The 13,212-nt window shown below is 35.1% G+C and carries 12 protein-coding genes; 10 read left to right on the top strand and 2 right to left on the bottom strand.

What is annotated here, in order from left to right:
* The first annotated feature begins 385 nt into the window (after positions 1-385).
* The 4 genes from recA (at position 386) to QWY92_RS06410 (ending at position 4,067) form a co-directional block, all read left to right on the top strand.
* A complete protein-coding gene (gene recA, locus QWY92_RS06425; RefSeq protein WP_290269487.1) occupies positions 386-1,393 on the top strand; it encodes a recombinase RecA in 1,008 nt (335 codons plus the stop codon).
* A gap of 182 nt (positions 1,394-1,575) precedes the next feature.
* On the top strand, positions 1,576-1,989 hold the full coding sequence (locus tag QWY92_RS06420; RefSeq protein ID WP_290269485.1) for a hypothetical protein: 414 nt from the start codon (positions 1,576-1,578) through the stop codon (positions 1,987-1,989).
* Between the two features lie 24 nt (positions 1,990-2,013).
* A complete protein-coding gene (locus QWY92_RS06415) occupies positions 2,014-2,556 on the top strand; it encodes an RNA polymerase sigma factor (RefSeq protein WP_290269483.1) in 543 nt (180 codons plus the stop codon).
* On the top strand, positions 2,556-4,067 hold the full coding sequence (locus QWY92_RS06410) for a hypothetical protein (protein WP_290269482.1): 1,512 nt from the start codon (positions 2,556-2,558) through the stop codon (positions 4,065-4,067). Before QWY92_RS06415 ends, QWY92_RS06410 begins: the two co-directional genes overlap by 1 nt.
* A gap of 84 nt (positions 4,068-4,151) precedes the next feature.
* Here the strand turns inward: QWY92_RS06410 and QWY92_RS06405 are convergent, their stop codons facing one another.
* On the bottom strand, positions 4,152-4,889 hold the full coding sequence (locus QWY92_RS06405; protein WP_290269480.1) for a lysophospholipid acyltransferase family protein: 738 nt from the start codon (positions 4,887-4,889) through the stop codon (positions 4,152-4,154).
* Positions 4,890-5,006: 117 nt separating this feature from the next.
* Between QWY92_RS06405 and trpS the strand changes: the two genes are divergently transcribed.
* Both trpS and QWY92_RS06395 read left to right on the top strand, forming a co-directional pair.
* Positions 5,007-5,975 (top strand): tryptophan--tRNA ligase, encoded by a 969-nt coding sequence (gene trpS, locus QWY92_RS06400; protein ID WP_290269478.1) that lies wholly within the window; start codon positions 5,007-5,009, stop codon positions 5,973-5,975.
* Positions 5,976-6,024: 49 nt separating this feature from the next.
* Positions 6,025-6,834 carry a DUF1853 family protein gene (locus QWY92_RS06395; protein WP_290269476.1) on the top strand — a complete coding sequence of 270 codons (810 nt, stop codon included), beginning with the start codon at positions 6,025-6,027 and terminating at the stop codon, positions 6,832-6,834.
* Positions 6,835-6,845: 11 nt separating this feature from the next.
* On the opposite strand, the gene dprA is transcribed toward QWY92_RS06395, so the two are convergent.
* Positions 6,846-7,949 carry a DNA-processing protein DprA gene (dprA, locus tag QWY92_RS06390; RefSeq protein ID WP_290269473.1) on the bottom strand — a complete coding sequence of 368 codons (1,104 nt, stop codon included), beginning with the start codon at positions 7,947-7,949 and terminating at the stop codon, positions 6,846-6,848.
* A 103-nt stretch (positions 7,950-8,052) separates the two neighbouring features.
* Here dprA and QWY92_RS06385 point away from each other — a divergent pair, with 103 nt between their 5' ends.
* The 4 genes from QWY92_RS06385 (at position 8,053) to QWY92_RS06370 (ending at position 13,203) form a co-directional block, all read left to right on the top strand.
* Positions 8,053-8,988 carry an HU domain-containing protein gene (locus tag QWY92_RS06385; protein ID WP_290269471.1) on the top strand — a complete coding sequence of 312 codons (936 nt, stop codon included), beginning with the start codon at positions 8,053-8,055 and terminating at the stop codon, positions 8,986-8,988.
* 70 nt (positions 8,989-9,058) lie between these two features.
* Positions 9,059-9,568 (top strand): acyl-CoA thioesterase, encoded by a 510-nt coding sequence (locus QWY92_RS06380; protein ID WP_290270003.1) that lies wholly within the window; start codon positions 9,059-9,061, stop codon positions 9,566-9,568.
* A gap of 235 nt (positions 9,569-9,803) precedes the next feature.
* Positions 9,804-10,568, top strand: coding sequence for a UDP-2,3-diacylglucosamine diphosphatase (locus tag QWY92_RS06375; RefSeq protein WP_290269469.1), 765 nt, complete (start codon positions 9,804-9,806; stop codon positions 10,566-10,568).
* Between the two features lie 214 nt (positions 10,569-10,782).
* Entirely contained in the window at positions 10,783-13,203 is a 2,421-nt protein-coding gene (locus QWY92_RS06370) for a TonB-dependent receptor (protein WP_290269467.1), read from the top strand.
* Positions 13,204-13,212: the final 9 nt, after the last annotated feature.

Genomic DNA, 13,212 nt, shown 5'->3' with positions numbered 1-13,212 from the left:
TCTAGATAAATCCCATCCATATACTTATTTAACTTTATAAATATATGCTTTTTTTAAAACCCCTAACTCACTTACAACATCAAATTTTCCTACAACCAATAAACCGCATAAAAAAAGCACCTAAATAATAAATATCTAAGTGCTATTAAAATAGTTTGAGCTAGTCGTTATCAAGTGCTCGTTTGTTAAATTTCACAGCAAACAATTTTCCCTTTTTCATTTAATAGATGCAAAACAAACTAAAAGGTTGCGTAAATAGTTTCATTTTCTTCCAAAAACCAATAAATCAACCCTATTACAATCTAAATTATGTTGAAAACTATTATTGTGTTCTCCCAAAAGATGTAGTATTTTAGCAGACAAATCTTCAGAAAAAAAATATATAATGAGCAGCGAAAAAGAAGCGAAATTAAAAGCCCTAAAACTTACTTTAGATAAACTAGACAAAGCCTACGGAAAAGGTACGGTAATGAAAATGAGCGATGCCGCTATTCAAGACGTTGAAGCTATTCCTTCAGGTTCTTTAGGCTTAGATATCGCATTAGGCGTTGGTGGATATCCACGAGGCCGTGTTATTGAAATATACGGACCAGAATCGTCGGGTAAAACCACATTAACGTTACACGCTATTGCCGAAGCTCAAAAAGCAGGCGGAATTGCTGCTTTTATTGATGCAGAGCACGCTTTCGATCGTTTTTATGCTGAAAAATTAGGTGTAGATATTGATAATTTAATTATTTCTCAACCAGATAATGGTGAGCAAGCATTAGAAATTGCCGATAACTTAATTCGTTCTGGCGCTATTGATATTGTAGTAATCGATTCTGTTGCTGCATTAACACCTAAAAGTGAAATTGAAGGTGAAATGGGAGATTCTAAAATGGGATTACACGCCCGTTTAATGTCGCAAGCCTTACGTAAACTTACAGGATCTATTAGTAAAACAAATTGTACTGTAATTTTCATTAACCAATTACGTGAAAAAATTGGTGTTATGTTCGGTAACCCAGAAACAACAACAGGTGGTAACGCATTAAAATTCTATGCTTCTGTACGTTTAGATATTCGTCGTTCAACACAAATTAAGAATAGCAATGGCGATGTTTTAGGTAACAAAACCAGAGTAAAAGTTGTAAAAAATAAAGTTGCTCCACCATTTAAAATGGCCGAATTCGATATTATGTACGGTGAAGGCGTAAGTAAAGTTGGTGAAATTCTTGATGTTGCTGTAGAATACGAAATTGTAAAGAAAAGCGGTTCTTGGTTTAGTTATGATGAAACCAAATTAGGACAAGGTAGAGATGCCGTAAAAGCTATTATAAAAGACAATCCAGAGCTTTTTGACGAGTTAGAACAAAAAATAAAAGTCGCTATTAAAGAAAACCTGAAATAAGGAACACTTTTTTACTGAAAACATTAAAATCCCGATATATTCGGGATTTTTTTTTGCTTAAAAACGTACAACTGCTAACACATTTCAAACTAAAAATTAATGCCTGTTTATTACGCAACCTTTTAATAAAATGCGCATCTATTAAACAAAAACCCTATTTATTAATTTAAATAATTATTGAAATGAAAAAGTTACTTCTTATATGTTTAACGCTAATTTTAGCGTCATGTAGCATCGATGACGACGGTACAAACTATAGTTTTGAGATTTTACCTGTAGAAAGCGTAGTAATACCAGACGAGTTTACCTTAGGCGAAACCTACCCTATTACGGTGTCATACTATCAACCTTCCACGTGCCATACCTTTAGAGAGTTTTACTATCGTAAAAACAATAATATCCGCACTGTTGCGCCAATAAATTATGTTTTTGAACGCGACGATTGCGAAACACAAGACGATGTTTTAGTAGAAAATACGTTTAACTTTGTTGTAACAGGCAATGGCTCTTATATATTTAAGTTTTGGACTGGCGAAGATGCTGAAGGTGAAGACGAATATATCACCATTGAAGTACCCGTTGTAGAAGCGAACTAATTATTAATTAACACGTGTTTAATTTTGAGTTTAAATCAACTCATAGAAAATTGTAAAACTAACGATACTAAGGCACAGGGAGAACTTTACAAACGCTTTGCGAGTAAACTTTTCTCTGTGTGCCTTAAGTATTCGCGTAATTATACCGAAGCAGAAGATAATTTGCAGGACGCTTTTTTAACCATTTTCAAAAAAATAGACCAATTTAAAAATAAAGGTTCTTTTGAAGGTTGGCTAAAACGTATTACAGTAAACACGGTAATGCAGCGCTACCGAAATGAAAAAGTTTTCGATATTATAAACGAAAACACCATTGAAGATGTGGAAGTCGATATTGATGACACCGACCTTTCTATTGATTATTTACTGCGCATTATTCAAGAATTACCCGACAGATACCGACTCGTTTTTAACCTGTATGTACTAGATGGTTATTCGCATAAAGACATCGCAGAAATGCTAAAAATAAATATAGGCACTTCAAAATCTAACTTAGCGCGTGCCCGTCAGATTTTGAAACAAACTATAGAAACCCATAAAACCGCAACTAGTTTGCAATCATTATAATGCGTGATAAAAAACATATAGACCGAATTTTTCAGGAAGGCTTAAAAGATTTTGAAGCCATGCCAACAGATGCTGTCTGGAAAAACATAGAAGCACAACTTAATAAAGACGAAAAAAAGCGTCGCGTAATTCCTATTTGGTGGCGTTATGCTGGTGCTGCTGCTGCATTGATTTTACTTTTAACTATTGGCAGATCTTCTTTTTTCACGCAAAGCGAAGACTCCGAAAGCCTACATCAAGTTGTTGATACAGAAACCACACGCTCTTCTAACAACAGCAACCAAAGTGAACAAATTAAAGAAGTATTACAGGATACGAACGCAGTTATTTCTAAAAATCAGACTTCGGAAAATATCATAAATAATGCTTCAGAAACAGATAAAAACCATCAAAAAACGAACAATACTCATCAAAATACATCAAAATCAACGTTGAGTCCTGGAGTGAAATCATCAATCAACAAATCCAACATTCAACAAAATTCAAATAAAACATCAGTAGCCTATACTGCTTCCAAAGAAGAAAAAGAACAATCTTTAAACAAAAGCAACAGCACTAATGCCGTAACCAAAAACACTTCCGAAGAAGAAAATAACAAAAAAGAAGTTACAAGCCCAAATTCAACATCCAACAAAGCTACTTATTTGGCTACAACAAAAAACACTACTGAAACTCCAGAAAACATAGCTAACAACAAAGCCGCTAAAACTAAAATGACAATTGAAGAGGCTTTAGATGAAGTTAAAGATATTGCCGAAAACACCACTCCAATAAACCGATGGAGTCTTGCGGCTAATGCTGCGCCAGTATATTTCAATGCCGGCGGGAAAGGTTCGTCTATAGATCCTCAACTTAATAACAACTCCAAAACAGGCGAAATAAATATGAGTTATGGCGTTACGGCAAGTTATGCTGTAAATAAAAGACTTCGTGTGCGTTCGGGTGTGAGTCGCGTAAATCTTGGCTACAACACTAATGATGTGTTACTTTACCAATCTATTGGCTCTAGTGCTACATCAAGCACGTTACAAAATGTACGCCCGAATAACAACGAGATTAGCGATAGTTACCCTCCTTCAAGTAGTTTATCAGTTATTAACGCTGGAAACTTAAGCGAAAAAGGTACCGCAGATTTCCTAAAAACATCAAGTACCTCTATAAACCAGAGTTTAGGCTACATTGAAGTGCCGTTAGAATTGCAATATGCTGTTTTGGCTAACAAATTTGGCATCAATGTTATTGGCGGATTTAGCTCGTTATTTTTAAATAATAATGAAGTCTATTCTGAAGGTTCTACGGGTAGTCGTACGTTTTTAGGTGAAGCTAATAATATTAATAAAGTAAGTTATAGTGCCAATTTCGGACTAGGGTTAAATTATCAGGTTACAAAAAAAATAGATTTGAACTTAGAGCCAATGCTTAAATATCAAATAAACACATTCGAAAATACTTCTGGTGATTTTCAACCGTTCTTTGTGGGGGTTTACACCGGGTTAGCGATTAAATTTTAGGTTTTTGATTTAATCTAAATACTCATTTTCTTTTAACCAGAAAGTGATTTTCAGAAACTGCTCTAATTAAACTTAGGGCAGTTTCTACTTTTTAAAGCGTTGCAGTTGATTAAAAATAACCTCACGAGCTTTTCCATTCAAAGTTTTAGTGTCCTGAATAGTTAAACCTTCGGTTGGGATAAACTTATGGATTTTAGCACGCATTCTGCCTGGGCTTCCGCTAAAAAAAGTATAAGAAAAACGTTTTTTATTATCGGCAAAAGTAATGGGCACAATTGGAATTTGATGGTGTATCGCCAACCGGAAGGCGCCATCTTTAAAACTATCTAAATCTACTGCTTCATCCGGCACACCGCCTTCAGGAAAAATACAAATACTCACTCCTGTTTTCAGTCTACGTTGTGCTCTTAAAAACACAGCTTGTCTACTTTTAGGCGAACTTCTATCCACCAAAATACAAGTGCGTTTATAGAAAAATCCGAATAGTGGAATTTTAGCTAATTCAGCCTTTCCAACAAAAACAAAAGGGTTTTTAACCGAAACCAACATGAGCATAATATCAGCCATAGAAGTATGGTTGGCAATAAACATATAGCTTTTATGGCGTTCGGGAGTTTGTTCGCGTTCAATTTTATAGACAAACCCCATACCTACTAAAATTATTTTAGCCCAAAAACGTGCTAACCTAAAAAAAAGTGGATACCACGATTCTTTGGCAATAGAGACTAACAGTATCGGGAACAAGATAAGTATTGGTAAAGCGACCAATATATAAAACCAAATGCGGTATAAAACCCAGAAAATATATTTAAAAACCTTCATCGCACCCAAAAATACATAATTGTATTGAGCAATTCTATTAAAAAAATTACCTTTGCTTACATATAAAAATATTGAGTTTAATTTTAACGAGATTCCCAAAAACTAGGGAATGAGCACATGGCAAGAATACTTACAGGCGTACAAAGTACAGGAACACCACACTTAGGCAACATTTTAGGAGCTATAATTCCAGCAATAAAAATGGCCGAAGACCCAGAAAATAATTCGTTTTTATTTATCGCAAACATGCATACTTTAACACAAATTAAAGATGCAGCCACGTTACGCGAAAACACCTACTCTACGGCTGCAACTTGGCTAGCTTTTGGTTTAGATGTTGAAAAAACGGTGTTTTACCGCCAAAGTGATATTCCGCAAACCACAGAATTATCGTGGTATTTAAGCTGTTTCTTCCCTTACCAACGCTTAACTTTAGCCCATAGTTTCAAGGATAAAGCCGACCGTTTAGAAGATGTAAACGCAGGACTTTTTACTTACCCAATGCTTATGGCTGCTGATATTTTATTATACGACGCCAATATTATTCCGGTTGGAAAAGACCAATTACAACATATAGAAATGACACGTGATGTAGCATCGCGTTTTCATGCTAAAATGGGAGAAACTTTTGTATTACCAGAAGGTAAGATACAAGAAAACATCATGCTTATCCCTGGAACCAACGGAGGTAAAATGAGTAAAAGTGCTAATAACACAATCAATTTATTTTTAACCGATAAGAAGTTACGCAAGCAAATTATGTCTATCGAAACCGATAGTACAGCCCTTGAAGATCCAAAGGATTGGAGTACTTGCAACTGTTTTGCTATTTACAGCTTACTTGCCACCGAGGCACAAATTGCAACCATGAAAGCCAACTACGAAAACGGAAATTATGGCTATGGACACGCAAAACAAGCCTTGTTTGAGTTAATTGTAGAAAAGTTTGCAAAACAACGTGAACTCTACAGCTATTACATGAACAATTTAGATGAAATCGACGCAAAATTAGCTATTGGTGCCGAAAAAGCACGAGCGGTTGCTAATGATGTATTGAACCGTGTTCGAGAAAAGGTTGGGTTTTAAACAAATCCCTCTTCTTTTATTTAATCGCTTATGAAAACCCTGTGAATTCATGACAAAACGCATCCAAACCGTCCAAGACAGATACGAAGGTTTTTTAAAAACACCCTGTTTATGGAAAAATGATGCAGTTTTTGGTATGCAACAATTCGAGATACATTCTGAATCGATAAAAATGGATTTAGAAATTGATGACACACTTCGTGTTGGAAAATATATTGAACGCTTAGTTTCTTTTGAATTAAAACAAAACTCAACGATTAAGATTTTAAGTGAAAACCTTCAAATTCAAGACGAAAAAATTACTTTAGGAGAAATAGACTGTTTACTTTTAAAGGATGAAAACCCCATTCACCTTGAAGTTATTTATAAGTTTTATCTGTACGATAGTAGTGTTGGTGTTTCTGAAATAGATCATTTTATCGGCCCTAATAGAAAAGATGCCTTAATTGAAAAACTCAAGAAACTAAGCCAAAAGCAATTGCCTTTACTTTACTCAAAGGCTTGCAAACCGTACTTAGAACACCTGAATTTAATTGCTTCTGAAATTACTCAGCTGGTTTATTTTAAAGCGCAATTATTTATACCTTTAGGTGAAGATATTATGCTGAAAACTTTAAACCAAGAGTGTATTGCAGGTTTTTATTTGTCACGGAAAAACATAATGCAATTTTCCGACTGTAAATTTTATATTCCGAAGAAAATAGATTGGATAATTGCACCACATACCCAAGTTAACTGGTTAAATTACAATTCATTTTTAGAAATATCTCAACCCTATTTAGACCGTCAATTTTCTCCACTTTGTTGGGTGAAGCTTCCTAATGGTGTGCTTCAAAAGATGTTTTTAGTTTGGTGGTAACAAAAAGCTTGCTAAATAATCTCAAACAATTTTCCCGGCAACGGCCTTACAACGCCTTTCAATTCCATGGATAATAAAATGCTAGCCAATTTAAAAGTGGGTAAATTACAATTAATGGCAATCACATCGAGCTGTTGTTTTTCGTTATCTTTTAAGTAATTATAAATTGTTCGCTCTGTATCATCCAATTCAACAAACAACTGTTTTTGAATCGCAGGTTTTTGAGCATTTTCCAATTGCCAATTTAAAATATAAGGCACATCTAAAGGTGTTGTAAGCATGTGTGCACGCTGCTGTTTTATCAAATTATTACAACCAACACTTTGTATATCCGTAGTTCGGCCTGGCACAGCAAATAACTCCCGATTATATGATACCGCAATATCTGCCGTTACCAAACTTCCGCCTTTTTCGGCAGATTCTATCACAATAGTTGCTTCGCTTAATCCGGCAATCACCCGATTTCGTTTTAAAAAATTATTTCTATCAAAGGTATCCGTACTCCAAAAATCGGTGAAAAAGCCACCATTTTTCTCCATATCTACCATGTACTTTTTATGGACTTTCGGATAAATTTGGTCCATGCCATGCGCCAAACATGCCACGGTTTGTAAATTATGTTTTATAGCGGCTTTATGCGCGGTAATATCTGCCCCGTAGGCAAAACCTGAAACAATAACAGGATTGTAAGGCAATAACGTTTCTACCAATTTTTCGCAAAAGGCGACACCTTGTGTTGTAATTTTTCGAGCGCCAACAATACTAATAATACGCTGTTGTTTCAAATTAATATTTCCCGATTGAAATAGTACAATTGGCCCATCAATACAATGTTTTAATTTAGAAGGATAATCTTCTTCTTCAAAATACAAGGCCTTTATATGGTTTTCTTCAACAAAACGAAGTTCTTTCTCTGCTTCTTTTAAATGGTGTGTTTTAGCCAAACTATCTAAAATAACCTTACCAACACCATCAATTTTAACCAAATTCTGTCTTTTTTCATTCAAAACAGCTTCCGCAGAACCACAATGTGCAATTAATCGTTTTGCTGTAATGTCTCCAATATTAGGCACATGTTGTAGGGCTAAAGCATAAAGCAGGTTATTTTCTGTCATTCTAAAAGTCTTATTTTCAATATACAATAAAAGAATTTTTAATCTGTTAATAAAAACATTGTTATAAATTTTACCGAAAACTATTATTTTCTAACTTTGTTCTATGCAATTAGAAAACTACATAAGCGACTTATTATTTAGATACGAATGCGTAACCATTCCAGGATTTGGTTCATTTTTAACACAATCCGTATCTGCAACTATCGACGAAGCCACGAATGCGTTTTTTCCTCCTAAAAAAGTATTATCTTTTAACGAGCAAATTCAAAAAAACGATGGTTTATTAGCACATTACATTGCCGATGTAGAAAAAGTTCCTTTTGAAGTAGCCAACAAAAAAATTGCAAAACGCGTTAAAACTTTAAAGGCATACCTAACCGAAGGTGAAACTTTAACCTTTGAAAACATAGGGGAAGTTGTTTACAATAACGAAGGTCGTATTTTATTCGAACCATCGTACCATTTAAACTATTTAACCGATGCTTTTGGTTTATCTCAATTTGAAACGCCTGCTGTAACACGCGAAGTTTACAAAGCTGAAGCCGAACGTATAGAAAAAGTAATTCCAATTGCTGTAACTAACGAAAAACGCAAAAGAAAATCGTATTTAAAATATGCTGCTATAGCTGTAGTTGCTTTAACTCTTGGCGGATTAGTTGCTTCTAATTTTTATGTAAATCAAATTGAAACACATAACCAATTAGCACAACAAGAAGCTACAAAACAGTTAGACACAAAAATACAACAAGCCACTTTTAACCTAAACCCATTACCAGCTATTACTTTAGATGTTGCCAAACAATCGGGTAATTTCCATATTGTAGCAGGTGCTTTTAGAGTAGAAGAAAACTGCGACAAAATTGTATCAAATCTTAAAGCTGACGGATTCGATGCGCGTAAAATAGGCACCAACAAATACGGCTTACACCAAGTAGTTTATGCTAGTTACGAAACTCGTTTAGAAGCTACAAGAGCTTTAAACAGTATAAAAAGCAAACATAATAAAGACGCTTGGTTATTGGTAGAAAAACTAAATTAGTTTTCTTAAAACCCGCATGTTTTACTCCCATTATTGTTAACTTTGCCACATCATAAACCTAATTTTTTTGATGCAAGCAAAAACACCCGAACAATCTAGAACCGTAATGACCGATTTGGTTTTACCTAGTGAAACCAACCCATTAAACAACCTTTTTGGAGGCGAATTACTAGCCCGAATGGATCGTGCAGCCAGTATTGCCGCTCGTCGCCACTCGCGCCGCATCGTAGTAACCGCATCTGTAAACCACGTAGCCTTTAACCGCGCCATACCACTAGGTAGCGTTGTAACCGTAGAAGCCAAAGTATCACGCGCCTTTAAAACCTCAATGGAAGTCTATATCGACGTTTGGATCGAAGATCGCGAATCTGGCGACCGCGCCAAAGCCAACGAAGCCATTTACACCTTTGTAGCCGTAGACGAAACAGGACGACCTATACCTGTTCCAGAAGTTTCTCCAGAAACCGAACTCGAAAAAGAACGTTTCATTGCCGCACTACGCCGCAAACAATTAAGTCTGCTTTTAGCCGGAAAAATAAAACCAAGTCAAGCCTCAGAATTAAAAGCCCTTTTCGATTAAATCTTTAAAATAATTTGGGCGTTACCACAAGGGTCGGGCTTTCCGCTATATCTTTTTTTGGTCAACCTAAAATAAAACAGCCTAGATATTAAATCCACCACAGTTTTTAAAATACGATTTAAGCCAAAAAGATAAAAAAAGGATGCCGCATCAATCCCTAACGCGGGCTTATCTGCTAAGGGCAGTTCAAAAACCAAAATATTAATTTTCCGCCTAAAAAAGTTATATTTACAGCATGCAAATTCCCAAAGGAAAAAAAATATATTTCGCCTCCGATAATCATTTAGGCGCACCCACAAAAGAAGCATCTTATCCTCGCGAAAAAAAATTCATTGCGTGGTTAGATGAAATCAAGCACGATGCAGCCGTAATATTTCTAATAGGCGACCTTTTCGATTTCTGGTTCGAATACAAAACCGTAGTCCCAAAAGGCTTCACCCGAACCCTTGGAAAACTAGCCGAAATATCCGATTCGGGAATCCCAATTCACTATTTTGTAGGCAACCACGACCTTTGGATGAATGGTTATTTTGAAGAAGAACTCAACATACCCGTTTACCACAAACCAAAAGAATTCACCTTTAACAACAAAGTGTTTTTTATTGGTCATGGCGATGGTTTAGGTCCACACGACAAAGGTTACAAACGCATGAAAAAAGTGTTTACCAACCCATTTTTTAAATGGCTTTTTCGTTGGTTACATCCCGATATTGGTGTAGGTATTGCGCAATATTTATCGGTAAAAAACAAACTTATTTCTGGCGACGACGACGCCAAATTCTTAGGAGAAGACAACGAGTGGCTTGTACAGTACGCTAAACTAAAACTAGAAAGTAAGCACCGCGATTATTTTATATTCGGGCACCGCCACCTACCTATGGAGGTTAATTTAGGTCAAGATTCCCAATACCTCAACATTGGCGATTGGATTCAATATTTCACCTATGGTGTTTTCGATGGTGAAAACCTCGAACTTAAAACATATAAAAACGAAAAATAGCTGTTTGTAAATTTTCTTGTTAGCATCATTTAATATGTAAACTTAAATTCTTACCAACAACATTCAACCTATCTACCCTAAAAAATCAGCGTTTCTATTTTCCATTTCAACCTTACTACAACATTTATTCAATTCAAAATTAAACCTTTGGGTGTTTTTAAAGTCTAATTAACAATCTTAAAAGTTAACCATTTTTAAACATCTTCATTTTATAATGCCAAACCAGCTAATAAAAAAATTAAACCTAATAACTAAAAGCATTATTTTATTAATTGTTACTGCCTCTGCGGTAAATGCACAAGAAAAAAAGGAAGTACCAGATATTGAAAGCATATACTTGCACACCGATCAAACTCATTATACACTTGGCGAATCGTTGTGGTATAAAGCCTATTCCGTATACCCTTACAACAATCAACTTTATAGTAAAAGCAAAATTTTGTATGTAGAATTAATAGATTCTGACTCTAAAATTATTGCACGAAACAAAACAAAATTAGAAGATGGCTTAGGTAATGGCGACTTTAAACTAACCGATTCTACAGGGGTAAAAAAACCAGGCACTTATCAATTACGTGCTTACACCAATTGGAACAGAAATTTTGACGAAAGCTTTATTTTCAACAAAGAAATTGAAATTTTAAGTGTTTACAGCAGCCAAGAAGACAATAAAACCTCTGCTAAATCTAAAAAAAACAAAACAAAATCTGAAGAAATAAAACACCCCTTAAATATTCAGTTTTTTCCTGAAGGCGGCTCTCTTTTAGAAGATGTTAATAGTGTAATATCATTAAAAGCAGTGGACAACAACGGTTTCCCTATGAAAGTAGAGGGCGCAATTTACACCGCTAATGATTCGTTAGTTACTATTTTTAGAACCATTCATGATGGTATGGGAAAATTTCAATTAACCCCAACAAAAGGAGATAGCTATTATGCAAAAACATCCAGCATAAATGGTAATGAAGATGTAAAAACGATGCTACCACAAGTAAGACCTCAAGGTTATGTTTTAAGCTCTAGACAAGTTAAAGACAAACAAATGATTGTGGTTAAAACCAATAATAACACCCTTTTAAGTGAGCAAAATAAACCTATTAAAATTATTTGCACATTTAAAGGCGTGACATATTTTGAAATAGAACAACCCATTACCAATAACACTGTTTGGTTCGAAATTCCAAAAGCTCAACTTCCCGCAGGCATAAATCAAATCACTTTATTTGATGCCAACGAACGCCCACAAAGCGAACGTCTTATTTTTATTGATCAAAATGATGATCTCAACATCACCCTTAATACTGATAAAAAAATATACAAACCCAATGAAAAGGTAACGGTTACCGTTTCATCAAAAACAAAAACAGGCGAAGCGGTGCCTGCCAGCTATTCTTTAAGTAGTATTGATATGAATGGTTTGGAAGATAATAGCCTAACCTCAAATATTTGTTCTTACTATTTAATGGAGTCTGATATTAAAGGTAAAGTACACAACCCAGGACATTACTTTGATAAAAACAACCCTAGCCGACTTGATAAATTAGACTTACTATTATCAACACAAGGTTGGCGAGATTTTTTATGGAAAGAAATGCCTAAATTTAAAGACAATAGAGCTCCGTATTTGAGTGAGCAAGGCCTTAATTTAAAAGGCAGACTAACTCAAACTTTTGGTAATAAAGGCAAACCCGATAATCATATTACTTTGACCTTATATAATAAAGGTAAATTAAATATGCTCACCGCCATATCCGATGAATTAGGTCAATTTAGGTTTAATGATTTAATGTTTTACGGAAAATCTGATATGATATTGAGTTCCGTAAACGACAAAGGAAAAGGAAAGGGAATGATATCTTTAGATGACACGAGAGCACCTATGGCAGTAAACTTTAAACCAGCACTTATAAAGCCCGAAACCATACAAACAGAAGTTCTAAAAGAACATGTTTTAAAAAAATATGTCTCCTTTGGTGTAATGACAGAAAACGTTTTAGATGAAATTGAAATAACCGGAAAGAAAAAGGAAGAACCTAAGAGTATTTATGGCTCTCCCGACCATAGTTATTCCTTTGATGATGAAGTCCGATCGTTTTCAACAATTTATCAACTTATTCAATTTACCGTTCCGGGTTTAAGCATCAGTGGTAGCTCCATTAAATTTGCAAGAAACAATGGACCAGCACAAATAATGGTTGACGGTGTGCCATGGCCACAAAGCGATATTTCCTTTATGCAACCCGATGATGTTGCAAAAATAGAATCTTTTAACAGCGCGAGCACAGTAATTTTTGGATCTGACGGCGCAAATGGTGTCATATTAATTTACACCAAAGAAGGTGCGCTTAATAGGACTAAAAACGTTAATCATACCATAAAACAAGAATTAGAAGGATTCTATGAGGCTCGTGTTTTTTATACTCCAGAGCCTAAATCTATTTCCTTTGAAAACCAAAAAGAAGCCGTTAGAAACACGTTATACTGGAATCCATACTTACATCCGGGTGAAACAGGAACTACCCAAACAAGCTATTACAATAGCGCCGTAGAAACTAATGTAAAAATTACTATTGAAGGCGTTACGGCTACAGGTGTCCCGGTGGTTGTAAAAACTAATTATGCTATTGAAAAATAACCAAAAGCA

The sequence above is a fragment of the Algibacter miyuki genome (assembly GCF_030409805.1).
GTDB lineage: Bacteria > Bacteroidota > Bacteroidia > Flavobacteriales > Flavobacteriaceae > Algibacter > Algibacter miyuki.
This window is presented reverse-complemented; position numbering and strand designations above follow the sequence as displayed.

Coding starts and splice junctions, on each gene's coding strand:
- QWY92_RS06420 (WP_290269485.1), top strand. CDS start 1,576: ATGAAAAAGTTACTTCTTATATGTTTAACGCTAATTTTAGCGTCATGT.
- dprA (WP_290269473.1), bottom strand. CDS start 7,949: ATGACAGAAAATAACCTGCTTTATGCTTTAGCCCTACAACATGTGCCT.
- recA (WP_290269487.1), top strand. CDS start 386: ATGAGCAGCGAAAAAGAAGCGAAATTAAAAGCCCTAAAACTTACTTTA.
- QWY92_RS06405 (WP_290269480.1), bottom strand. CDS start 4,889: ATGAAGGTTTTTAAATATATTTTCTGGGTTTTATACCGCATTTGGTTT.
- QWY92_RS06385 (WP_290269471.1), top strand. CDS start 8,053: ATGCAATTAGAAAACTACATAAGCGACTTATTATTTAGATACGAATGC.
- QWY92_RS06395 (WP_290269476.1), top strand. CDS start 6,025: ATGACAAAACGCATCCAAACCGTCCAAGACAGATACGAAGGTTTTTTA.
- QWY92_RS06375 (WP_290269469.1), top strand. CDS start 9,804: ATGCAAATTCCCAAAGGAAAAAAAATATATTTCGCCTCCGATAATCAT.
- QWY92_RS06380 (WP_290270003.1), top strand. CDS start 9,059: ATGCAAGCAAAAACACCCGAACAATCTAGAACCGTAATGACCGATTTG.
- QWY92_RS06410 (WP_290269482.1), top strand. CDS start 2,556: ATGCGTGATAAAAAACATATAGACCGAATTTTTCAGGAAGGCTTAAAA.
- trpS (WP_290269478.1), top strand. CDS start 5,007: ATGGCAAGAATACTTACAGGCGTACAAAGTACAGGAACACCACACTTA.
- QWY92_RS06370 (WP_290269467.1), top strand. CDS start 10,783: ATGCCAAACCAGCTAATAAAAAAATTAAACCTAATAACTAAAAGCATT.